Below are 22,752 nucleotides of genomic sequence, written 5' to 3'. Positions count from 1 at the left end.
CCGGCTTTGACCCAGTCAAAGCCGATCGCGCTCTAGCGGGCCGATCACCAGGCCGCGCCGATACTGCATCACGACGGGCACGGTCACCGGGCGCTGCCCCACAGCCACGGCCGTTGCGGCGAACGCGGGTTTGAGCTTGAACACGGAGAGATGTGGATTGCGGGTGAAGCCACCCCCATCGTTCCAGTCGGACTTGCCGTTGGCATTGGCATCGTGGCGCACCGCCACGGCATAGTCACCCGGCTGCGTGATGGGAAAGCAGAAGCGCATCGGGCCTGGTCCCTGGCGCCGCTGCTCGATCCGCATGGCCCATTGCCCCTTGTCGAGGAAACGGGCGCCACCCGGCCCGTAGAGCTGCGCCCGCACGGTGCCGTTGTCGTTGACGAAACCGGAAACCTCCACCGTGAGCGAAGGCTGGCCGGGCAGGCAGGCTTGGTCCGGCGTGCGGATCTGCGGCTGCGCGGCCGCGCCCATGGGCGCAAGCAGGGTCACCAATAGTGGTGCGAGAGCCCAATGGCGGCGGTTGCGAGGGGGAAGGGGCATTGTCAGGTCTCCTGGGAAGCCGGTGTTCCCGCCGCACCCGGGCGCGGCGGGAAAAGGTTGCAATTTGCAAGGAATTGGGGAACCGCCAAGCCATGGCGGACGACATCCTGTTCTTGTTCAACCACGACGCACCGCATCAGGTGGCGCACATCGCGGGCATCACCCGCGCCCTGGTGGAAATGGGGGCGGATAGCCGCGCTGATGGCCGCACGATCACTTGTGCCACGGCCACGGCGGCCATCCGCGAGCGTGTGGAAAGCATCCTGGGTCCGGCGGCTGCGCATGTCGCGTGGTATGACCTGGCTCTGCCGGCCTGGCTGGAAGCGGCGCTGGCCCTGCCCAACACGGTCGCGCCAGTCCGCCGGGTCATGCGGTTGCGCCATCATGCGGCGCGGATCAACGCTGCGCGCGTGGTAGTCAGCGCCGAGCGCACCTGTCTGTCGATCCGCGAAGGCCATGGCAAGGCGCGCTTTGCCTATGTGCCCCACGGGGCGGGGGACCGCATGGTGTCCTATCACCCGGAAAAGGGCGGCTTCGACCGCATTCTGGTGAGCGGCCATAAGACCGCGCGTGAAATGGTGGCGCGGGGCGTGGCCCCGGCCGAACGCCTGCGCGTGATCGGCTATCCCAAGTTCGACACGATCGATCTTTCCCAGTACAAGAAACTGTTTGAAAACGATAATCCCGTCCTGGTCTACAATCCCCACTTCGATCCGCTGCTGTCGAGCTGGTATGATCACGGGCCGGCGCTGCTGGACTGGTTCGCCAGTGATGCAGGGCATGGCTACAACCTGATTTTTGCCCCGCATATCATGCTCTTCGCAAAGAAACTGCATATCTCGCTGGAATATCGCACGGCGCGGCTGCGGCCCGATATCGCGCCGCGCTGGAAAGCGGCGCCCAATATCCTGATCGACACCGGCAGCACCGCGCTGGTCGACATGACCTATACCCTGGCGGCGCATGCCTATATCGGCGATGTCTCCAGCCAGGTCTATGAATTCCTCGTGCGGCCCCGGCCTCTGCTGTTTCTCGATGCCTTTTCGCACGATCCCCGCTCGCGCGAGGGCGCCTATCCGGCATGGCAGGCCGGCGACGTGGCTCGTGATGCCGCCGGCCTTGCCGCACTGATTCCCGGCGCCTGGCAACGCCACGAAACCCATCGCCCGGTGCAGGAGGCGATCTTTGCCGATACCGTCTCGCATCAGCCGGGCCATCCCGCCGTGCAGCGCGCGGCCGAGGCGCTGCGTGAACTGGCCAGCGCCGATGCGGCGAGCCTGCCGGCGTGAGCACGGGGCGGTCGCGGTTGCGCGCGGTCCTGGCCAACCTGGGGTGGCTGCTGGCCAGCAACGCCCTGATGGCCGTGCTTTCGCTGGTCTATATCGGCATGGCCACGCGCACGCTGGGGCTGGCCGACTTCGGCCGCTTTGCGCTGATTACCGGTACGGCGCAGATGCTGGCCATGCTGGTCAGCTTCGAGACCTGGAAAGTCGTGGTGCAATATGGCCTTGAGCATGAGGCCAAGGGCGACCATCACGCTACCTGGCGCCTGGAACAGGCCGCCGCGCTGATCGAGGTGTGCAGTGCCGGGGCAGGCATCGGGCTGGTCATTGCGCTGTTTGCGCTGTGGCCGGCGCCGTTCGGCATGGATCCCGCGATCCGGCCCTATGCCATCGGTTATGCCGTGGTGCAGTTGATCACCTTGCGCTCCACCCCCACCGGCATCCTGCGCATGCGCGACCGCTTCCGCCTTGCGGCTCTGGCCGATAGCGTGCAACCGATCGGTCGCCTGATCGGTGCCACCCTGGCGCAGTCGCTGTGGCCCGATCTCGCCGGCTTTCTGCTGGCCTGGGCCGTGGCCGAACTGCTGACCCTGCTGGCCACGTGGGCGCTCGCGGCGCAGACCGGCGATGTGCGTGGCTTGATGGGCATGCCGCCCGATTGGCGCCGCGCGTGGGCCGAAAACCCCGGCATCGGCCGCGTGCTGGTCAGCACCAATGGCCAGTCCAGCCTGGGCCTGGCGGCGCGACAGGCGCCGCTGCTGCTCGTGGGTGGCTTTGCGGGGGCAGAGGCTGCCGGCGCGTTTCGCCTGGCCGCGCAACTTGCCAATGCGCTGTCCAAGATTTCCATCCTGTTGACCCGCGCCGCCTTTCCCGAAATCGTGCGGTCGATCCGCAGTGCCTCGCGCGCGCGGTTCCGCGTCGGTGTGCTCAGGGTCGGCCTTGCCTGCCTCTTGGCAGCAGGCGCGGTGATGGCGTTGGTGGCACTGGCGGGCCGCAACCTGCTGGTGCTGGTCGGCGGCCACGATTTCGGCGCCGGCTATGTCTATCTGCTGTGGCTGGCCGGGGCGGGCGCGATCGAACTTGCCGCTTCCGCGTTCGAGCCCATCCTGCTCTCCGTCCACCGCGCCCTGTCCGCCACCTTTGCTCGTGCCGCCGCCGGGGCATTGCAGATGGCGCTGATGCTTGCCCTGCTGCCGCGCGTTGGCGCACTGGGCGCGAGCATCAGCGTCTTCGCCGGCTCGGTTGCGGCGAGCGTGCTGCTGGGGGCGGTCCTGTGGCACTATGCGATGCGTCACGGTCTGGAAGAACCCGTTGCCGGGTGATGGCCCGTCAAGCCGGGCCTTGCTGCTCGACGATCCGCCGCACCAGCGCCAGATCAGCGGGCTTGTCCACGTCAACCGCCGCAAGGCCATGCGGGCTGGGGACAGCCTCTACTGCCAGACCCGCGCGCCGACCCAACTGCGCCATGGCTTCGCGTAGCGAGAGACGGCCGAGGGCATAGCGCAGTAGCAGCCAGGGGCCGAGCCGCCAGACGATGCGCCAGGGCCGTTTGCGATCGCGCTCCACCGCTTGCCACAGGGCAAAGGCCTGCACCGCGCGCGGCGTGGCGAAATAGAACAGGTTGCACCCCGACCACTGCCCATCGGCAAAGCGCAGCCAGGTGCGCTGGGTATCGGGCACAGCGCGCTCCACCACGTCGCGGCGGGCCAGCAGTACCGACACGTCTGCGTCGGGCGCGGTGGCGTTTTGGAAATCGCTGATCCAGCCTGGTTGCAGCAGGGCATGATCGGCTGTGGTCAACAGCATCGGCGCGCCTAGCAGGGCGAAGCCACGCGCGGCGCTCTCGCTTGGTCCGGCCGCCGCCGGCACGATGGCACAGCCCATGTCCCCGGCGAGGGCCGCGACCGCCGGATCGGACGCGGCGACCGCGATGCGCGTGGCACCGGCAGTTCGCAGCGCGTGGATCACGCGGCTCAGCATGGTTTCCCCGTCTACCTCTACCAGCGCCTTGGCGGTGACGCCCTCGCTGGCTGCCACGGGATCATCCGGTCCGCGCGATCCGGCCAGCACCAGGGCGGAAAAGCCGGTCATGCCCGCCGGGCCTGCCACAGGCGCAGCAACACGCCCGGCGCGGCGAGGATGGGGTGGCGTTCCCGCCACGGCGTCAGCGCCAGGCGCAGGCCGGAATGGCGTTCGATCTTCCACAGGGCATAGCGCGCGGCGCCTTCGAAGGTGAAGGCCGCCTTGATCAGGCGCAGGGCGTTGAGAGGCTTGCCCAAGGTGCGGCGCAGGCTCCACGCGCGCTGCCAGCGACGGCGCCACGCTTGCGGAACCTCGGGATGCCAATCCTGCTCGTCACCGGCCAGGAGGATACCCTGGCTGGCCCAGGCGAGGGGAAGCATGCGGGCAAAATGCGCCGGATCGTTTGCCAGGATCGTGTCGCTGCGGGATGGCGGCTCAACGCGCAGCTCGGCGCGATAGGTCTGGCGAAACAGCGCCTGCCACCAATCCTGCGCGGGGCCATGGTCCGGTCCCAGGGCAAGCGCAAAACGCGCGGCGGTCGCGATCGCGTCGGCCACCGCTTCTGTCACGGCGCGCGCCATGGCCGGATCGGCGCTGAACAGCAGGCGGGCGGGCTGGCAGAACCGTGCCCAGACGGTCGTGTCGATCCCTTCGCCCCGCGCGGCGCGACGGAATTGCGCGAGGGACAGCGACGCCACCTTGGCGCGCACCACGGTTTGTCCGAGAGGGACTTCGTGATAACCCACATCAGGCCAGATCACGGCGCCCATTCCCCGCACCGGCGCGCGGTGGATTACGTAGAAATCGACCAGGCCTTCCAGATCGTTGCGCCGCAGGTTGGAGCCGTAGAACAGCACGGCATCGCCACCCAGGCGCGCGCAGACCTGGCGCGCAGCGGCCACGATTTCGGGCTTGACCGGCGCGGCCAGCATGGCCGCAACCGCCTGGTTCAGGCTCATGCCGGCACCACGAACTGGATCGGGCGCCCCCGGCTGACGATCAGGTTGCCGCCTGGGAATTGCTCGCCATCGAGAATGAACCCGCGATCGAGCGAGAGATAGACCTTGTCCACATCGCGGCGGATATAGCCGTCGGCTTCCAGTTGCGGCGATTCCTGGCCCTTGAGCACGGGCAATACGTTGCGGAACAGCGCGCGGGGCGGGGCCTTGATCGTCAGGAACTTGAGGCCATCGCGAATGCGCCCGAACGGACGCAGGCCCACCGGCATGTTGCGCAGGGTGGACGCCAGCATCAGGTAGACGCGCTCGGCAAAGATTTCCACGCCATTGCGCGAGACGCGGGCCATGTCGCCGCGCCGCCAGGAGTTGCGCGGGCCACCCACCAGGCTCTTGAGCAGGGCCATCGCCACGGTCAGAGCCACGGCGATGTTGTTGAACATGCCCTTGCGATGCACGCGCTGCGCCAGCAGCGTGGCCCGGCTGAACACGCCGAGGCCGAAAATGAAGCCGAGCTGGTCGGGCAAGGCGTTGTTGTTCCAATGCACATGCACGGGCTCGCGATCCGCAATGCGGTTTTCCACGTGGGCGCGGATGGCATCGCCCAGGCTCCAGTGTGCAGGCAGCCCGAGATCGAGCGCCAGCGCATTGGTCTTGCCCGACGGGATAACCGCCACGCGCGGCAGATGGCCACGATAGACCATGTGCGCCACGCTCAGCACGTCGCGCACGGTGCCATCGCCGCCGTCGATCACGATCAAATCCACGCCCTCGTTCACGAACTGGGTCAGGACGCTGACCAATTCGTTGCGCGAGGCCGGTTCGCGCTTGAACACGATCGCTTCGGGCAATTCCGTGGGGCGCGATCCGCCGCTGTTGCGATGGCTGCGCGGGTTGGCGACAACGCCGACGCGGGGCACCGCGCGGGTGCTCTCCTGCGGGGCGAAATCCTTCGCGCGGATGATGGCGACCCCGCCATGATGATTGAAATCCTGTCTCATTTCCGCTCGTTAAGATAGGCGCTGCACCAGTAGGTGAAACGCTGCGACATGACGGTCCCTATGTGTCCCAATGGTGCCGCGAACGCGCGAATCCAAGATAGGTTTCCAAAAAAAACTCATAATGAGACGAAATTGTCCGTGGCCGTCTCATTTTCGAAACGGCTCGGCGTATTCAGGCGACAAGGCGGAGCCGATCGGGGTGCAGGGGGCGCACCAATGTTTCCGCCTCTTTCCAGCCTTGCGTGAGCCAGCGCGTCTGCTCTGCCGGTGTGAGCAGCAGCGGCACGGCGGCCGGCGGATTGGCCGGGCCTGACAGCGCATCTACCGCTACGGTCACAATCGCGAAGCTGGGCACCTCTGAGTCGCGCCAAATGCCGGCAAACGCCATGATCGGCTGGTCTGGCGCACGCCACCAGCGCCGGGCACCACCGGCGCGAACATGCGTGGCGGGCACCAGGCAGCGCATTTCCGGATGGCGCAGCGTGCCGATCCAGAACGGGCTTTCCACATTGCGCACCGTGGTGACCACGTGGCTGCCCCGTGGGGGCGGCGGCACACCCCACTGCCGGGGCACCAGCCGTCGGCGCCCATCGCGCCCGCGCACGACCACCGGCGCATAGCCGCCGGGCTGTACCGTACCGCCTGCCCAGACATCGCCATTCGTGTCCGCTGCCAGCGCCAAGGCCACGGCATCGGCGGTTGCATCGAGAGTGTAGGCAAGGGTCATCAGGCTGCTCCTACTGCGCCAACGCGGTGGCCGTGCCAAGCGTTTCACCCGGAGAAATGGCGATGCAAGGGCGCTGGCCTTGCCCTGCGCCATGGAGCAGGATAGACGCGCAACTCTCTTTCACCCTGCTGCCGGTGGGCGCGGCGTCCAGCCATGCGTCCACCGGCCTTTTCCGTTCTGCGGCCAGTCTGGCAGAACCGCGACATGGAAAAGAGCGTTGGGTTTCACCACACCAGGCAAGGATCCGGCATGAGCGTTGCATTTCGTCGCGAGAGTGACGACGAGCATCTTGAACCCAAGTTCGAGCGGCCGATTCCGCCAGGGCCGAACCTGGTGACCGCGCGGGGCCTGGCGCAGCTTTCTGCCAAGGTCGCGGAAATCGAGAGTCTCGTGGCGAGCCTGTCCGAGGAAGAGGCGCTGAAAGCAGCGCGGCGCGACTTGCGCTATTGGAGCACGCGCCTGGCGACGGCGCAACTGATGCCGGAGCCTGGCGGCGATGTCGTGGAATTCGGCGCGACGGTCACGCTGGCCCACAATGGCCGGGAACGCACAATCACGCTGGTGGGGGATGACGAGGCCGATCCGGCCGCAGGGCTGCTGTCGTTTTCCGCGCCCCTGGCCCGTGCCATCATGGGTGCGGAAGCGGGCGAACGAGTCGATTTTGCCGGCAAGGCCGAGGCCGTGGAGATCCTCGCGATCCGCGCCTGACGGAAAGCCTGGTCTTCAGGGGGGGGCTTCGCGCTCAGGAGGGCAACTGGTCGAGCATATCCATGAAGTTGCGTGCCGCGTCGCGTTCTGCCGCGTCGGGAAAGGCAACCTCCAGGTCGGGCGCATTGCCCAGGATGTGCATCAGCGCCCACATCGCAAAACGCCGGCCGGGATCACGCTCCAGGCCGAAATCAACGGAAAGGCGTTCCATGCCGGCGGCCAGAACCGCTGGTGTTGCCGATGTCGGGTCGGCAACACCGAAATAGCGGCGCATCTGGTCGTCGAAATCCACGAAACGCCTTTCCGAAGAAAAAGCCAGCGACGGCGATCAGCCGTTCAGCTTGTCCTTGAGCGCCTTGGCCGGAGCGAAGCTGAGCTTGCGCGAAGCCGCGATCTGGATCGGTTCGCCGGTCGAGGGGTTGCGGCCTTCGCGGGCCGGAACGTCCTTGACCTTGAACTTGCCGAACGCGTTCAGCGAGATTTCCTCACCCTTGGCAGCGGCTTCGGCGATGGCGGCGAAAACGGCGTCGACCGTCTTGCGGACCTCGGCCTTGGCAATGCCCTGGCTGGCGGCAACGGCATCGACAAGTTCAGTAGTGTTCATGGTAGCGTTTCTCCAAAATGCTGGACGGGGGCCTAACGCCTGATTTGCGCGCTGTAAATCGGCGGCAAGACGAAGGACCGTGGGTTTGCGTCCATTTGCCGGGGCGTTTTCCACTGCCGCGCACGCTGCCAGGGCGCCCGGACGGCCACTTTGACTATCGCTTGACGCATTGCAGCAAGCGTCGGCGCGAGGCCGGCTGCGCAATCAAGCCGGCGCATTGGCGAGGCTATCGGGCATGGCCGGCACCGCCGCCGATCGCCAAGGGACGGCACCGTCTGCCTGGTACGGGGCGGGCCGAAAATCCTGTCCTTTCGGGGAAATCACTGCAAAACAAGGATGTGCAAAACTCTCGCTGATGCTGTGCAGAGCGCCAATCGCCGTGCGCATCGATCCGCTTCACAGACATCGGCATGATCACGCAATGCAGTCGGGCAAAAGGCCGATTATCGCGTGATATTGCGCAGTTGCGATATGGAGGGGGCGAAGCGGCGCAGCGTGGCCGCACTGCCTTGCTGCACTTTGACGAATTTTCCGAAATGGAGCGAAATCTCGGGGGGATTGTCGCGGCGACGCGCTAGAGACACAGCCACGCGGCAGGGTTCGCGGGGCTGTGATTCTCGACCTGGTCAGCGTGGACAGAAGCTCAATCCATGACCATTGCGATACGGATAAAATCCCTGTTGTTCAAAGTTCCCGACCGTCGTAGTGCTTGGGCGTAAAGGAGAGCCATGGCCTTCGTCGATCAGATTGGTGCGCTTCGGGAAAACGAAGCCGGTCCGCGCTACATGCGGTTGCAAAAGCTCATTCGCCACGCGGTGGACAGCCGCCGGCTTTCCGCTGGTTCGGCACTGCCCAGCGAGCGCGACTTGTGCGAGGAGTATGGGCTCTCCCGCGTTACGATCCGGAAGGCGATCGACGGCCTGGTGGAAGAAGGTCTGCTCGAACGCCGCCAGGGTGCGGGCACGTTCGTTTCCGAAAGCATCAACAAGGCCGGTAGCGGGCGCGTGGAAAAGAGCTTTTCGGCTCTCTCCTCGTTCTCGGAGGACATGATGGCGCGCGGGCGCAAGCCCGGCAACAAGTGGCTCGATCGGTCCGAAGGCCAGGTAACGCCCGAGGAATCGCTTTCGCTGGGGCTCTCGCCGGGGTCCAAGGTCTATCGCTTCCAGCGCATCCGCTATGCCGACGGCGAGACGATGGCGCTGGAAGGGGCCACCGTGCCGGGCTGGGGCTTGCCATCGGTGGCCACCGTGGAAAACTCGCTCTACACCGCGCTCCAACAGGCGGGGCATCGCCCGGTGCGCGCCTTGCAGCGGGTTCGTGCGATCGGCTTCCCGGCAGACATTGCCGATCTGCTGGGCATCACGGCGGGCGATCCTTGCCTGTTCATCGAGCGGCGGGGGTTCCTGCCCGATGGCCGGGTGATCGAAATCACCCACAGCTATTATCGCGGCGATGCCTACGATCTGGTCGCGGAGCTGAGCGAGGTGTGATCAGCCCGCTGCGGGCAGGCTGATTGTCACTTCAAGACCATGCGGCGGATGGTTGCGGGCCGCGATTGTGCCGCCGTGCGACGCCACGGCCCGATGGGCAATGGCCAGGCCCAGACCAGGCCCGGCGTGCGCCGGGCCGCCACTGTGGCTATCGGCCGCTTCGCCGCGCACGAACGGCTCGAACATCATGGCCAGCATCGCCTCTGCCACGCCACTACCATCGTCGCGCACGGCCAGAACGTATTCGCCGCCGGTCAGGCTGAGGCTGGCCAGCACGGTGCCGCCACGGGGCGTGAAACGCAGCGCGTTGCGCACCACGTTGTCGATCGCGCGGTGGATCAGCGCGGCTTGCCCGCGCACAGCCGGCCGCTCCTCGTCCGGCGGCAAGCTGGCCTCATACGCCAGGATGACACCGGCGACGTCCGCCTCGATCCGTGCTTCCGCCAGCACGCCGGCGGTCAGATCGGCCAGGTCGAAATAGTCTTCGCCCGCAGCTTGCTGGTGCTCCAGCCGGGCCAATTGCAACAACTCGCCCACCAGCACGTCCAGTCGGCTTGCTTCGTGCTCGATACGGTCGAGTGCGGTGTCGGTGCTGGCGGGCGATAGCCGGGCCAGGCCGATCGCCAGCGTCAGGCGCGCGAGCGGCGAGCGCAATTCGTGGCTCACATCGTGGAGCAGTCGGTCGCGCATCAGGACAAGTTCTTGCAGGCGCTGCGCCATGCGATCGAAATCCTGCGCCAGATCGGCAATCTCGTCGCGCCGACGGCCCATGCGCGGACCGACCCGCGCGGCTAAATCGCCGCTCGCCAGCGCGCCGAAGCCCTCGCGCAGGCTGCGGATCGGGCTGGTAAGATACCATGCAAGCGCCGCGCTGAACGCCAGGCCACCCACGATGCCCAGCACGAGCATTTCCGGCGGCACGTGGAGCCCGCGCATCGGCAGAAGGCCGCGGGGCGCCAAGCGATAGGTCAACCACAGCCGCCGGCCATCCGGCGCCACGGTGGGCATGATCAGTTGCCCCTGGTCTGCCACCGGTCGCTGGTCAAGCCGTTGCATGCGATCCCGTTCCGGCGGGGGCAGCGTGGCCACGAAGCGATCATAGGCGGCGGTGCCACGGGTTTGGACCAGCGTGGCACCGGCGGACAGGAACACCTGGCCCGCTTGCCGCATCACCGCCACCTCCGGCCCGGCATGGCGCAGGCGATTGGCCTCGAACAGCAGCCACACGCCCTGGGTGATCGCCAGGAACGTGATCCAGAACGCGAAGAGGATCTTCCAGAACAGCCGGACCTTCATCGGCCGGTCACACGGTTGGCCGATGCCTTGTTGACGGGCGCCAGGCGATACCCCACGCCGCGCACCGTCTCGATGCCCAGCCCCGCGCCGCTGGCCGCCTCCAGCTTGAGCCGCAGGTTGCTGACGTGCACGTCGACGCTGCGGTCATAGATTTGCCGGGGGCGGCCCAGACCTTCGAGCGAGAGCGCATCCTTGGTTGCCACGTCGTCTCCGGCGCGGAGCAGGGCGGCGAGAATGTTGAATTCCGAGGGCGTGAGGTCGAGCGCAGTGCCCTGCCACGTCGCGCGCCGCGCCGCCACCTGCACCTCCAACGGGCCGCGCGCGAGGTGGCGTGGGCCGGCCGGCGCGGCCGCCGCGGGATCGGGCATGCGGCGGCGCAGGATGGCCCGCAGCCGTGCGACCAGCTCGCGCGGGTAATAGGGCTTGGCGACATAGTCGTCGGCCCCCAGTTCCAGGCCGACGACGCGGTCCACCTGGTCTCCCTTGGCCGTCAGCATCAGCACCGGAACGAGGCTGGCGGCACGGATCTGGCGCAAGGCCTCGATGCCATTGAGCCGGGGCAGCATGATGTCGAGGATCACCGCGTCATGCCCACCCTCCAGTGCGCGGGTAACGCCATCGACCCCGTTGAACACGGCTTCCACGGCAAAGCCCTCGCGCTCCAGGTACTCGCGCAGCAGGGCGCTCAACTCGGCGTCGTCATCGACCAGCAGGATACGGGGCGGGTGGTTGGTCATCGGCTGCCTTGGCGCATCGGCGATGTGTTGCGCGATGTCACCCTGCCTTTTCGAAAACTTTACGCAAGAGTGGGGAAGTCTTGACCCACAGGCGGCCCCGCCTGGGCCATAGCCGCCTTGTCCGCGCGGCCCGCCCTTTTTCCCTCGAATGGCCGCGCGCATCGAAAGGTTGGCGGATGCGCAGATCGCTGGTTGGTCTTGTGGCCCTGTTGCTGGCCACACCCGCGCTGGCCCAAATGGGCGGTGGCATGGGTGGTGGCGGCATGGGTGGTGGCGGCATGGGAGGTGGCGGCATGGGCGGTGGCCCCGAAGGTGTTGGTCGCGGTGGTCCGCCGCCGGGGGATTCCCGCCCCAAGCCGATGCCACCGATCCCGCGCGCCGCGCTCGACGAGCCGGTCAAGGCCATGTTTCGCGCCGCCGATGGCAACCACGATGGCATCGTGACGCTGGCCGAATTGGAGGCGGTGATTGCCGCGCGGCGCGAAGCGATCATCCGCGCCCGGTTCGAGCGGATCGATGCGGACCACGATGGTCGCATCACGATGGACGAATTCATGGCCTGGCAAAAGAGCCTGGGTTCGGTCGCCGCCGGCCAGGACCGTGCGCTTGCCGATCGGGGCGGGCCAGTGCCGGAAACCGTCGGCCCTGACCTGGGCGTCAAGATGCAGGACCGCGTGCTGGCTGCCATCATCGAGCCGTTGAGCGCGATGACGATCGTTGCAGCCAACACCAATTACGACGCGGGTGTCTCGCTCGACGAACTGCTGGCGTTTGAACGCAAGCGCTTCGATGCGGCCGATTTCGATCGCGACGGGCAGCTATCGGTCGATGAAGTGCAGGAAATGATGCGCAAGCTGGGCAAGGAACGCGGCGGCCCCGGCGGACCGCGCGGAGATGGCCCACCTGTGGGTGGTCCTCCGCCGGGTGATCACGATGGGCCTGCGCCGCACGACGGCGAATAGGCGAGGCGGTGCCGGTGTCGGGCCACTGGTCAGGGCCTAGGCGACGCGGCGCGTACCGGCATTGCGCGTGCGCTTGGCCTGGTAGAGCCGTGCATCGGCGGCATGGAGCAGGCTGTCCAGCGGATCGGCGCGGTTGTCGCTGACGACGGTGCCGACGCAGGTGGAAATGCGGATGAAGTGGCCGTCCACTTCAAACGGTTGGGCAATCGTGGTGCGCAGGCGCTCGGCGAGCAGGACCGCTTCTTCCGCACGGGACAGCCCAAACTGCACGACGGCGAACTCATCCCCGCCAAGCCGGGCCACGATGTCGCCGTTGCGGATCGCGCCGCGCAGGCGATTGGCCACTTGCTCCAGCAAGCGGTCGCCGGTGCCGTGGCCATAGGCATCGTTGACCGGCTTGAAGCCGTCGAGATCGAGATAATGCACGGCGACCAGCCCGTGCGCGGAGATGACCTCGGCGTTGGCCTCGAAATGTTCGCGCAACGCCAAGCGGTTGGGCAGGGCGGTCAGGTTGTCGCGGCGGGCCAGCGAGAGCGAGACCAGGCGGTGCCCGATCTCGGCCTTGACCATGTCATGGCGCATCCGCAGCGATTGGCGCCCCCCCACGACGTAGGCCATGGCGATGAAGGCCAGGCCGATGGTCAGCGGCCGCGCCTCGGCAAGGGCGAAGACAAGCGTTGGTGCCATGGTCAAGGCCATGAACAGCGTGGCGAGGCGCGGCCGGCTGCCCACCCCGGTGGCGATCCCGGCGCAGAACCCCACCAGCACGCAGATGGTGAGCACGCGTGCGTCTCCATTGTCGAGGTGAAACACACGCGCGCCGATCATGCCGAGCAGAGCGGCAAAGCTTCCATAAGGCACGGCGAAAAGCATCTCGAGCCGCTTGGCCGCCTGCCGATCGAGTTGGGCGGTGAGCGCCTTGCGCTGTAGCCGGACCGTCGTGAGGATGCGGGTGGCCCAGGCGGCCAGCGCCAGCAGGCCCAGTATCAGGATCGCCGCGTCGGGCGCGGCATGGAGCACCAGGGCGAGATAGCCCGTGAAGATGAAAGCCATGTAGACGGCTTGCAGCGGCGAAGCATAAAGCCCGCGCACCAGTTCAGCATAGACACGGTCGGCCAGCGCGATCGTGCCGGCTGCCGCATCCGCGTCCGTGGGCGAAGCAGAGATCGTTCTGGCCACGGCGGTTCCATCTCCGCAAGGCGTCGGCAAAGGCCGGCGCAGTGTGTTGTTATGGGTAGTTTCCGTAAATCGCGTTAACATTTGCTAAGGGAATGGGCAGGAACCCCGGGCGTTCAGGCCTGGAGTCCAGCAGACCCGACGAAGGTCTCAAGCAAATGCATCAGCGCGGGCGCTCCGCCGTCCATGGCCCCGCGCACCTTGTTTGCGAGGTAGATCGATCCGCCGGCATAGGCCAGAGACCATCCCGCGAACCGGCGCTCCGGAATGCTTCCCTCATCAAGCGTGACCAGCGCGGTATGCCGTCGGTCTTCGCCGATCGCTGCACGCATGAGCGCCAGCGCGGTGGGTGGGCCTTCCAGTGCCTGGAGAAAATGCGTTCCGGTGAATAGCAGCGCGCCGGTCAGGCCGATACTGGCATTACGCCCCTTTGCATGGGCCACCAAGGTGTCCATCATGGCAGCGGTCCAGGCTGGCTCCACCACGCAACGGCTGATGTAGAGCCAATGATGCAGGCGAAGATCCTCGTCAGGCCGCATCAAGCCCGTGATCCAGTATTCCGGTGAGGATGGCAAATCGGATCAAGGCAGCCAGGTTGTCCATCTGAAGCTTCTGCATGATGTTGCCGCGGTGCATTTCCACCGTCCGCACACCGATGCGCAGCCGCTCGGCAATGGCGCGGTTGGTCAGGCCGGCGACCACCCCGCGGAGCACTTCCTGCTCGCGCGGGGTTAGCTGGGTGGTGAGTGCGGAGGCCTGGCCGATCCGCTGCTGCCGGGCCACGCGCGCGGGCAGCACGGCAAAGCCATGGTCCAGCACCGGCCGAAGCATCTCTGTCTGCACCGGAATCTCTAGGAAATCGATCGCCCCGGCGCGTAACGCCTGAACCACGTCGGCGATGGTGGGGGAGGCCGCCATGATGACGACGGCCATCTCCGGCCGCTGTAACAGCACGGATCTCACCACAGCGCCAAGTGCGGCAGCTTCGTTCGCGGCGCGATCCCGCCACGCCAGCAGAATGCATCCGGCCGGAAGATAGCCCATCGCCTCCATGAGATCGGAAAAGGCAGCAAAAGGATGACAATCCAGGCCCAATTGGCGCACCATCTGTGCCAGATCCCGGCGATGCGCGGGATCGCTATCCACGATGTGAACGGTGCTTTGCCCCACGTTGATTTCGCCCATCCTGGTTCGGCCGACCGAACCTGTTCCGTTATAACTGAAATCAGCTTTAGATCGCAGCATGCCTGACAAATACCGTAGCGGTACGGTGTCAAACGGCCCGTTCCGATATTTGCGATAACCTGTGATGGATGCGGCGATAGTACCCTGATCCGTGGGCCGCATCCACGCGCTTTTGCTGTACATGCGGAGGAAGGCAGGGAACCGGTCCCGTCAATGCGCATGAGCGGGCACGCCCGCGCATCGACGAAACCGGCGCCAGGATCGACCAGGGCGCTTCAAGCAGAAGCGCGCGCCTGGCCGTCCTTTGCCGACGCGCAGGGGACGCGCCGTGGGTTGAAAGCCTGCAACAGGCCTTGGGGAGGGGGGAGCCGACCATAGGGGGGGAGTGGTCGGCAGGCCCGGCGCTTTCAATACCAATTGGTATAGAAAGTCGACCTGCCGCCGTCAACCTTTTTATATACCCAGCGGTATCGGAAATTCAGGGGAACGGGCTTCAGCGTCCCGGCCATAGCGACAGTGCCGTCTTGGCGATCGCATGGAGGCGGGTGGCGTCTGCCCCCGCGCTGGCCTGGACGCTCATGCCGCTCAGGATGCACAGGCAATGCGCGCACAGCGCCTCGGCCGTATGACCGGGAAAATCGCCTTCGGCCTCGGCCCTGACGAAGCGCTGGAGCAGGGCCTGTTCGTGGGCTGTCCGCCGGGCGATCACTTCGCGACGCATCGACTCGTCATACGTGGTGGAAGCGACCGTGTTCATCACGCCGAAGCAGGCACGACCGGAATCGCGGCCGGCCAGCATTTCGAGCGCGTCACCGAGCAGGGCCGCGACGACGCCGCGCGCGGTGGGGGCTTCCAGCGCCTGCACCACGAACGCCAGCTTGTCGCGTTCGTAGAGGTCAAGCGCCTTGCGAAACAGCGCTTCCTTGTTGCCGAAGCAGGCATAGAGGCTGGGGCGGGTAATGCCCATCGCTTCGGTCAGGTCAGACAGCGAGGCTCCGTCATAGCCGCGCGTCCAGAACACCCGCAGGGCAGCCAGGAGTGCGGTTTCGGGATCGAACTGGCGGGGGCGGCCACGTGCCGGGCCGCAAGTATCGGTGGTTGGTAGCGACGTCTCGAACTGGCTCATGGTGCCGGACTATAAGCCAGCGCGGTCTCAGGTCCAGCCAGCGCGCGAAATCCGGGAATGGACGCGCTCAGAACAAGGCGTCATCGAACAACGCATCGTCATCGTCGTCATGGCCATCGCCGCTCGGGCCAAAGCCAGAGGCAGGCTGGCTGTTGGCGATCGGTGCCATACCTTCCAGCAGGAAGCGATCGTGGACCACACGCTCGCTGGCCATCGTGTAGATCTGGCCAAGCGTGGTCATGAGCGCGGCAATGGCATCGTGGGCGGCCGGTTCCTGGCCCTGGCCACTGCCGGCCAGATCGGCGGTGCGCACCGCGATCGCCTCGATCGTCTTGGCCAGGTCGAGGCTCACTTCCAGCTCGTCGCGGGTCTTGCGCAGCATCGTGGCGATCGTGTCGCTCTGCTGACCAGCGACGGCGATGGCCTGTTCCGTGCGCTGGGCGCCTTGGCGGATCATTGCCAGCGATTGGGCGAGTTCATCGCCTGTGCCGATTTCGCCCGCGCGGTTGCCGCCGCGCATGGCGGCAGAGCATTGTTCCAGATCGCTCGCTGCGGCGGTGATATGCGTGACGGCCCCGTCCAGCGTTTCGGCGTGGCTGCGAATTTCATTGGCGATCACGGTCATCGGCTTGCCGATCGCTTCCACCCGGCGGCACGAGAGACCGATGTTGATCGCCATGAGCTGCACGTCCACGCGCAAGTGGCGGATCGCGGCCGCGCGCGTGGTGAGATCGTCCACCGTGGCGATGATCAGGCCCAGGGTTTGATCGGCCTGTGCGTCTGCTTCCTGCAACTGGGCGATCATGGCGGTGGCCTCGGCAATCCCGCTTTCCAGTTCGCGCAGGAACGAGGGTTCACCGGCGGCCGCCATATTTTCGGCAGGCCCGGCTTGGGGCGCCTGCAACGCCAGCAGGCGGTTGGCCTCGGGCTCAAGGTCGCGCAGGGAGTCGACCAGCACCAGCGTCTCCCGGCGGAAATCGACAGCGGTTTCCTCCAGTTGCGCATGCAGCAGGGCCAGCAGGTGGTGGCAGGCTGCTTCCTCGGCTGCTGTCGTCGGCGCGCGGCCCTCCAGATGGGCGTCGAGCATCTCGCAGCCCGCCAGCACATGTTCCAGCCGTTGCCGGGCGATGTCCCCGATCTGGATCGCGCCCAGCACGGTCGCCACCTTGGCCTGGATCGATGCGGCAATTTCCCCGGTCGTGCGCGCCATGGCGGCCAGCCCATCCTGGTGCGTGGCCAGTGCGCCAGCATCGCGGATCAGCCGGTCCGGCACTTGCGGCACCACGCGGGCGCATTCGCTAACCAGCCGCGAATCCGATTGCAGCATGCTGGCAAGGCCGCGCTCCAGTTCGGCAAGGCGGCCATCGAACCCGGCCGCGTCGGCTTTGCCCATGTCCAGCTTTTGCGCCATGAGATCGGCAAAATCGACAAAGTCGCGCGCGCCGCCCGCCGCGATCTTCACGTTCATGCCATAGATCTTGAGCGCTTCGAGCGTGCGTTGCAGATCGTGGACCTGGGCGGTCAGGCGGACGGACACTGCCCGGATATGCGCAACCTGGTCCGCCCGCTGTGTTGCCTGATCGGCCACGCGATAGAGCCGCTTGGCCGCTCGCGTCAGGTTGCCGACTGCGCCTGAACCGTCGCCCGCGCCCAAAGCAGCGCTGATCTGCCCGAGCGTGCCGACAACGGCGGAAATGGCCTCGACCGTGCGCTCTAGCGTGGTGCCGATGCGCGTGAAGTGATCGTCCAGCCCATGCAGGATATCGGCGAGGCGCAGGCGCAGTGGCGCCGTCAGGGCGGTGTCGACCGGCGCAGGCGCCGTTTCGCTGATCGGCGCCTCGGGCAGTTCCGGCATCACGGGGTGGGCCTGCATCGCGCCTCTCCTCTATCGCGCCGCGGCGTGCAGCAGTTCCTGGGCGATGGCGCCCAGCGGAACGATCCTGTCGGCCGCACCGCGCGCGATCGCTTCCTTGGGCATGCCGAAGACGATCGAGCTGGCCTCATCCTGGGCCATTGTCCGCGCCCCGGCCTGCTTCATTTCCAGCAGGCCGCGTGCCCCATCGTCGCCCATGCCGGTCATGATGATGCCCACGGCATTGGCCCCGGCACAGCGCGCGGCAGAGCGGAACAGCACATCCACCGAAGGGCGATGCCGGCTGACCAGCGGGCCATCGCGCACCGATACCAGATAGCGCGCGCCCTGGCGTTCCAGCAGCATGTGCTTGCCGCCCGGCGCGATCAGCACGTGGCCGCGCATCACCGTGTCGCCGTCTTCCGCTTCTTTCACCGAGACTTCGCACAACCCGTCGAGACGGCGGGCAAAGGCGCGGGTGAAATGTTCCGGCATGTGCTGGACGATGACGATGCCCGGCGAGTTGGCGGGCAGGGCTTCGAGCACTTCGCGCAGCGCTTCGGTGCCGCCGGTCGATGCCCCGATGCACACGACCATCTCGGTGGTGCGGCTCATCGCCTTGCTGCCAGCCGGGCGGGTGGGCGGCGGCGGCAGCACGGCATCGGCGGTGAGCTTGGGCTGGGGATTGAGCGTGGCGGGCGCGCTGCCGGGGGCGGGACGACGGCCACCCCGCACTTTGGCGCGCGCTGCGGCCTTGACCGTGTCGCGGATCATCAGGCGGCTTTCCGACAGGTGATCGGCCACCCCCACGCGCGGCTTGAGGATCACGTCCACCGCGCCCGCATGCATGGCTTCCAGCAGCGTTTCCGAGCCTTCCTCGGTCAGCGAGGAACACATCACCACCGGCACCGGGCATTGCTGCATCAGCTTGCGCAGGAACGTGATGCCATCCATGCGCGGCATTTCCACGTCCAGCGTGATGACGTCTGGCACCTGCTCCTGGAGATGGCGCGCGGCCGCAAACGGGTCGGCCGCAGTTGCCACGACTTCCATCTCCGGGTCTTCTTCCAGGATGGCCTTCATCGTCTGGCGCACGCTGGCGCTGTCGTCGATGACCATGACTCGAATCTTGCGGGGGGCCATCGGTCTAGCTCCTCTGGAATATGGTGTTGCCGACGGACGTGAGCGGGAGATCGAAGCCCGCGATCGATTCCGAGTGCCCCACAAACAGGTAGCCCCCCGGCACCAGGCAATCGACGAGGCGCGAAACCACCTGCTTCTGCGTGGGCTTGTCGAAATAGATCAGCACGTTGCGGCAAAAGATGAGGTCTGCCTGCTGGCCGATGGCATAGGCCTGCTCCATCAGGTTGAGCTGCGCGAAGCCCACTTTGGCGCGCAAGGCGGGATCGATCCGCGCTTCGCCGGCGCGGGCCCCCTGGCCCATGCGGACATAGCGCTGGCGCAGCCGGGGCGGCACCGGATCGATCATCTCGCGCGGGTAGATGCCCTTGTGCGCGGTGGCGAGGACATTGGTATCCAGGTCCGTTGCCAGGATCGCGTAGTCCGGCCCGCCATGGGCCTGGGCGAAATCGTCCAGGACCATGGCGATGGTATAAGGCTCCGCGCCGGTCGAGCAGGCCGCGCTCCACGCCCGTATGATGCGCCGCTGCCGCGCGGCCAGGGCCGGCAGAATGGTTTGCGCCAGGTAGTCGAAATGGCGCGGCTCGCGAAAGAAGTCGGTCTTGTTGGTGGTCACCGCATTGATCAGATGGACCACTTCGTCGCCACCGGCACCTTCGCCCAGCACGAAGCGGCAGTAATCCTCCAGCTTGTCGAACTGGAGCGCGCGGGCACGGCGGCGCAACCGGCCTTCCACCATGGTCTGCTTTGCCGCCGGCATGCGAATGCCGCACTGGTCATAGATGAACGAAGAAAGGTGCTTGAACGTCCGCGAAGAGATGCTGTCGCCGGAGACCGGCATCACCAGTGGATTCTGGGCAGGAGCGGATGATGCCACGAGGTCAGAGCTCCATCTCGGCCAGGACGCGGTCTTCGCTGCCGAAAATGCGCGACACATCGAGGATGACCACGAAGCCGTCGGCATCGCGCACCACTCCGTCGACGAATTCGCCGCGCCAGGGTGTGCCGATGTCCGGCGCCGGTTCGATGCGCGCGCCGGGCAGCGTGCTGACGGCGAGGACGCGATCGATCACTACCCCCAGCGCCAGGGTCCGGTCTGCCAGCGGTACATCAAGGATGATGATGCGCGTGGCAAGCGTGGGCTCGACGGGCGGCAGCCCCAGCCGGCGGCGGAAGTCCACCGTGGGTACGCCCAGCCCCCGCACGTCGGTCAGGCCCAAAAAATGGACCGGGCCGCCGGGCACCTGGCTCGGCACCTGGTAATCCAGGATCTCGCGCACCAGCACCACCGGCACGGCAAAGACTTCACGGCCGAGGCCGAACGTCACGACCTGGAGATCGTCGCGGACAGGGGAGTCCGCCGCGGAGCGGGGGGCGGTCATGCGGCGGCCTGATCGAAATCGGCGTCGTCGTCATCGGCGCCGCCGGCCGAGAGATCGAGCGCAAAGCCCTTGAGCCGCGCCTGCTGGTCGCCGATCGAACCCGGGCGTGCCGGCTTGCGTGCCGGTTTGGCCGGCTTGACCGCGCTCTTGCCCGGCTTGGCCGGCTTGGCGGCCACAGGCTTGGGCCGCGCGGCTGGCGCTACGGCGCGGCTTGTCGGGCGCGCGTTGGCATCCACCTTGAAATACGAGATGCTGGCCTGAAGCTCTTCCGCCTGCGCGGCCAGCTCTTCCGACGTGGCGGAAATCTCTTCGGAGGCGCCGGCGTTCTGCTGCGTGACCTGATCAAGCTGCTGGATCGCCTCGTTGATCTGCGACGCGCCGATGTCCTGTTCGCGGCAGGCGGCGCTGATCTCGCTGATCAGCTCGGCAGTGCGGCGAATGTCCGGCACCAGGCGGGTGAGCATTTCGCCGGCTTCGGCCGCAGCCTTCACCGTGTCGGACGAGACAGCACCGATTTCCGAGGCGGCCGTCTGGCTGCGCTCGGCCAGCTTACGCACTTCGCTCGCGACCACGGCAAAGCCCTTGCCGTGCTCGCCCGCGCGGGCGGCTTCCACTGCCGTGTTCAGCGCAAGCAGGTCGGTCTGGCGGGCGATTTCCTGGACGATGCCGATCTTTTCCGCGATGGTGCGCATGGCATCCACCGCGCGGTTGACCACCTCGCCCGAGCTTTCCGCATCCTTGGCCGACTGGCGCGCGATCTTTTCGGTCTGGGCCGCATTGTCGGCGTTCTGCTTGATGTTGGCGGCCATCTGTTCCATCGACGAGGAGGCCTGTTCGGCCGCAGCGGCTTGTTCGGTTGCCCCTTGTGAAAGCTGTTCCGAACTGGCGGCGAGTTGCTGGCTACCGGCCGAAACGTTTTCTGCCGCGGCGGTCGATTCCGACACGACCTCGCGCAGGCGCTTGATCATCGACACCAGCGCCTGGCCCAGGCGGTCGCGATCCGACGAGGCGGTGTGGTTGACCGTCAGGTCGCCGTCCGCCAGGCGATCGGCCACGCTGGCCGCTGCGCGCAGGTTGCTCATCATCGCGGTCAATGCCTTGCCCAGGCGATCGCGATCCGACAGGAGCTGGACCTGGCTGCCAAGGTCGCCCGAAGCGATCTCGTCGGCGAGTTCTGCGGTCTTGCGCAGGTTCTCGATCATGGCGTTGACCCCGCGCATGACCTCGGCAATCTCGTCGTTGCCCTTGATCTCGACCAGATGGTCGAGATCGCCTTCCGAAACGGTGCGGACGGCGGTGTTGATCTGGGTGAGGCCGCGCGACACCATCCGCCCGATCCACACAGCGCCGGCCACAGCCATCAGCAGCGCCAGCCCGGTCACGACCACCACCGTGGTGCGCACCGACGCATAGAGCGTGTTGGTGCTGGCGTCGGCTTCCTTCATGGCCTTGGTCTGGCTGTCGACGATCTCGTTCAGCGTTTTTTCCATCTCGACAGCGGCGGCACGGCCATCGGTGATCGAAATCTTCGCAGCGGCGTCGTTCAGGTTCTGCATGGCCAGTGCGCGCATCCGCTGGTTGGCATCCTTCAGCTTCGTCCACTGCTCTTGCGCGCGGGACCACAGCGGGCGTGCATCTTCGGTGGCGGTCTGCATGCCCTTGTCGAGTTGTTCGCTGACGGTCCGCGTTATGGTGTCGGACTTGGTGTTCCACTCACGAGTGAGGCCGAGGTCTTCGGTCAGCGCCATGTTCTTTTCATAGCGCACGAGCTGGCTCATCGAGATCGATGTCTGCTGCGCCAGGGCGAGCCGCGCCGAAGGCCCGGCGATGACGTCGGTGATGGCACTGTTGAGCGTGCCCAGCGCGTTGATCGAAAGGCCGGCGATCACGGCCATCATCACGATCAGCGCCAGGAAAGTCGCGCCAAGCTTCAGGTTTATCGTCGCACGCATTCTTACGGTCCTCGGTTCTGGTGCTCGGGTCCCTGCGGCGAATGCGCCCGTCCCGATGCTGACGTCAGCCCGACAAACCCCGGGCAAGGGGTGTTCATGCGGCCAATGGGCCGCTGCCAAGTTGACGGGGGGCGGTTTCGAAAATGGCGGCCAGGCACGGCAGCACGATCACGCCGTCGGCCTGGCGCACGAATTCGCGCACGAATTCCCGGCGCCAGCGCAGGCCGACCTGCGGCGGATCGGAACTGTCCTGGCGAGACAGCACGGCCACTTCGTGGACTTTGTCGGTGCGCAGGCCGATATGGGTTGCCTCGCCGTCGATCGGGGTTTCGATCACCACGATCCGGCTGTCGGGCGTGGCAGCGGCGATCGGCATGCCAAAGGCGATGCGCAAGTCGGCGATCGGAATGATCTTGCCGCGATAGTTGACGATGCTGGCCACCAGCGGCGGGGCGCCCGGCACGCGCGTTTCGGGCAGCAGATCGACGATCTCGCGAATGTCGGTCGCCTCGATCGCCAGGCGCTCGCTGCCCACGTCGAAGGTCAGGACTTCCAGGTTGCCGTGGTCGTCCCAAGGGGTCTTGCTGGTGGTGGTCGTATCGGTCATGGC

23 protein-coding genes and 1 pseudogene are annotated in these 22,752 nt (G+C 66.6%); 5 read left to right on the top strand and 19 right to left on the bottom strand.

Going from position 1 to position 22,752, the window contains the following annotated elements; translation table 11 throughout:
• Positions 1–15: 15 nt before the first annotated feature.
• Positions 16–543: a DUF2141 domain-containing protein gene (locus tag IE191_RS01160; RefSeq protein ID WP_191322503.1), complete on the bottom strand. Its 528-nt coding sequence runs from the start codon at positions 541–543 to the stop codon at positions 16–18.
• A gap of 92 nt (positions 544–635) precedes the next feature.
• Here IE191_RS01160 and IE191_RS01155 point away from each other — a divergent pair, with 92 nt between their 5' ends.
• Entirely contained in the window at positions 636–1,832 is a 1,197-nt protein-coding gene (locus IE191_RS01155; RefSeq protein WP_191322502.1) for a CDP-glycerol glycerophosphotransferase family protein, read from the top strand.
• Complete coding sequence (locus IE191_RS01150; protein ID WP_191322501.1) at positions 1,829–3,148, top strand: lipopolysaccharide biosynthesis protein; 1,320 nt, start codon at positions 1,829–1,831, stop codon at positions 3,146–3,148. Before IE191_RS01155 ends, IE191_RS01150 begins: the two co-directional genes overlap by 4 nt.
• Before the next feature lie 7 nt (positions 3,149–3,155).
• Here the strand turns inward: IE191_RS01150 and IE191_RS01145 are convergent, their stop codons facing one another.
• The 4 genes from IE191_RS01145 to IE191_RS01130 all read right to left on the bottom strand — a co-directional run bounded on the left by IE191_RS01145 (position 3,156) and on the right by IE191_RS01130 (position 6,532).
• Positions 3,156–3,917, bottom strand: coding sequence for a nucleotidyltransferase family protein (locus tag IE191_RS01145; protein ID WP_191322500.1), 762 nt, complete (start codon positions 3,915–3,917; stop codon positions 3,156–3,158).
• Positions 3,914–4,807: a hypothetical protein gene (locus IE191_RS01140; RefSeq protein ID WP_191322499.1), complete on the bottom strand. Its 894-nt coding sequence runs from the start codon at positions 4,805–4,807 to the stop codon at positions 3,914–3,916. Before IE191_RS01140 ends, IE191_RS01145 begins: the two co-directional genes overlap by 4 nt.
• Positions 4,804–5,805 carry a diacylglycerol/lipid kinase family protein gene (locus IE191_RS01135; RefSeq protein ID WP_191322498.1) on the bottom strand — a complete coding sequence of 334 codons (1,002 nt, stop codon included), beginning with the start codon at positions 5,803–5,805 and terminating at the stop codon, positions 4,804–4,806. The genes IE191_RS01140 and IE191_RS01135 overlap by 4 nt, the downstream gene beginning before the upstream one ends.
• A 172-nt stretch (positions 5,806–5,977) precedes the next feature.
• Positions 5,978–6,532 carry an SOS response-associated peptidase family protein gene (locus IE191_RS01130; RefSeq protein ID WP_191322497.1) on the bottom strand — a complete coding sequence of 185 codons (555 nt, stop codon included), beginning with the start codon at positions 6,530–6,532 and terminating at the stop codon, positions 5,978–5,980.
• Between the two features lie 249 nt (positions 6,533–6,781).
• On the opposite strand from IE191_RS01130, the gene IE191_RS01125 reads away from it, so the two are divergent.
• A complete protein-coding gene (locus tag IE191_RS01125) occupies positions 6,782–7,240 on the top strand; it encodes a GreA/GreB family elongation factor (protein WP_191322496.1) in 459 nt (152 codons plus the stop codon).
• Positions 7,241–7,274: 34 nt separating this feature from the next.
• Here IE191_RS01125 and IE191_RS01120 read toward each other — a convergent pair whose 3' ends face one another.
• A complete protein-coding gene (locus IE191_RS01120) occupies positions 7,275–7,532 on the bottom strand; it encodes a hypothetical protein (protein WP_191322495.1) in 258 nt (85 codons plus the stop codon).
• Positions 7,533–7,568: 36 nt separating this feature from the next.
• Positions 7,569–7,847 (bottom strand): annotated as a pseudogene (locus IE191_RS01115) (HU family DNA-binding protein); the annotation flags it as partial.
• Positions 7,848–8,572: 725 nt separating this feature from the next.
• Between IE191_RS01115 and IE191_RS01110 the strand changes: the two are divergent.
• A complete protein-coding gene (locus IE191_RS01110) occupies positions 8,573–9,334 on the top strand; it encodes a GntR family transcriptional regulator (RefSeq protein ID WP_191322494.1) in 762 nt (253 codons plus the stop codon).
• On the opposite strand, the gene IE191_RS01105 is transcribed toward IE191_RS01110, so the two are convergent.
• Together IE191_RS01105 and IE191_RS01100 are read right to left on the bottom strand one after the other, a co-directional pair.
• Positions 9,335–10,630 carry a sensor histidine kinase gene (locus IE191_RS01105; RefSeq protein WP_191322493.1) on the bottom strand — a complete coding sequence of 432 codons (1,296 nt, stop codon included), beginning with the start codon at positions 10,628–10,630 and terminating at the stop codon, positions 9,335–9,337.
• Positions 10,627–11,367, bottom strand: coding sequence for a response regulator transcription factor (locus IE191_RS01100; RefSeq protein WP_191322492.1), 741 nt, complete (start codon positions 11,365–11,367; stop codon positions 10,627–10,629). Before IE191_RS01100 ends, IE191_RS01105 begins: the two co-directional genes overlap by 4 nt.
• Before the next feature lie 176 nt (positions 11,368–11,543).
• Here IE191_RS01100 and IE191_RS01095 point away from each other — a divergent pair, with 176 nt between their 5' ends.
• Positions 11,544–12,329, top strand: coding sequence for an EF-hand domain-containing protein (locus IE191_RS01095; RefSeq protein WP_191322491.1), 786 nt, complete (start codon positions 11,544–11,546; stop codon positions 12,327–12,329).
• Between the two features lie 36 nt (positions 12,330–12,365).
• Here IE191_RS01095 and IE191_RS01090 read toward each other — a convergent pair whose 3' ends face one another.
• From IE191_RS01090 to IE191_RS01045, 10 genes are all read right to left on the bottom strand, one after another.
• The gene (locus tag IE191_RS01090; protein ID WP_229815011.1) at positions 12,366–13,508 is read right to left on the bottom strand and encodes a GGDEF domain-containing protein; all 1,143 of its coding nucleotides are present in this window, start codon (positions 13,506–13,508) and stop codon (positions 12,366–12,368) included.
• A 113-nt stretch (positions 13,509–13,621) separates the two neighbouring features.
• Positions 13,622–14,044, bottom strand: a complete 423-nt coding sequence (locus tag IE191_RS01085) for a BLUF domain-containing protein (RefSeq protein ID WP_191322490.1) — start codon at positions 14,042–14,044, stop codon at positions 13,622–13,624.
• On the bottom strand, positions 14,034–14,873 hold the full coding sequence (locus IE191_RS01080; protein ID WP_191322489.1) for a response regulator transcription factor: 840 nt from the start codon (positions 14,871–14,873) through the stop codon (positions 14,034–14,036). Before IE191_RS01080 ends, IE191_RS01085 begins: the two co-directional genes overlap by 11 nt.
• Before the next feature lie 310 nt (positions 14,874–15,183).
• Entirely contained in the window at positions 15,184–15,816 is a 633-nt protein-coding gene (locus tag IE191_RS01075; RefSeq protein WP_191322488.1) for a TetR/AcrR family transcriptional regulator, read from the bottom strand.
• A gap of 67 nt (positions 15,817–15,883) precedes the next feature.
• Positions 15,884–17,689, bottom strand: a complete 1,806-nt coding sequence (locus tag IE191_RS01070) for a hypothetical protein (RefSeq protein WP_191322487.1) — start codon at positions 17,687–17,689, stop codon at positions 15,884–15,886.
• A 12-nt stretch (positions 17,690–17,701) separates the two neighbouring features.
• Entirely contained in the window at positions 17,702–18,811 is a 1,110-nt protein-coding gene (locus IE191_RS01065) for a protein-glutamate methylesterase/protein-glutamine glutaminase (protein ID WP_191322486.1), read from the bottom strand.
• A gap of 4 nt (positions 18,812–18,815) precedes the next feature.
• Complete coding sequence (locus IE191_RS01060) at positions 18,816–19,649, bottom strand: CheR family methyltransferase (protein WP_191322679.1); 834 nt, start codon at positions 19,647–19,649, stop codon at positions 18,816–18,818.
• 40 nt (positions 19,650–19,689) lie between these two features.
• Positions 19,690–20,190 (bottom strand): chemotaxis protein CheW, encoded by a 501-nt coding sequence (locus IE191_RS01055; RefSeq protein WP_191322485.1) that lies wholly within the window; start codon positions 20,188–20,190, stop codon positions 19,690–19,692.
• Entirely contained in the window at positions 20,187–22,142 is a 1,956-nt protein-coding gene (locus tag IE191_RS01050) for a methyl-accepting chemotaxis protein (protein WP_191322484.1), read from the bottom strand. The genes IE191_RS01055 and IE191_RS01050 overlap by 4 nt, the downstream gene beginning before the upstream one ends.
• 94 nt (positions 22,143–22,236) lie before the next feature.
• Positions 22,237–22,749: a chemotaxis protein CheW gene (locus IE191_RS01045; RefSeq protein ID WP_191322483.1), complete on the bottom strand. Its 513-nt coding sequence runs from the start codon at positions 22,747–22,749 to the stop codon at positions 22,237–22,239.
• Between the last annotated feature and the right edge of the window lie 3 nt (positions 22,750–22,752).

Source organism: Novosphingobium pokkalii (genome assembly GCF_014652855.1).
GTDB lineage: Bacteria > Pseudomonadota > Alphaproteobacteria > Sphingomonadales > Sphingomonadaceae > Novosphingobium > Novosphingobium pokkalii.
This window is presented reverse-complemented; position numbering and strand designations above follow the sequence as displayed.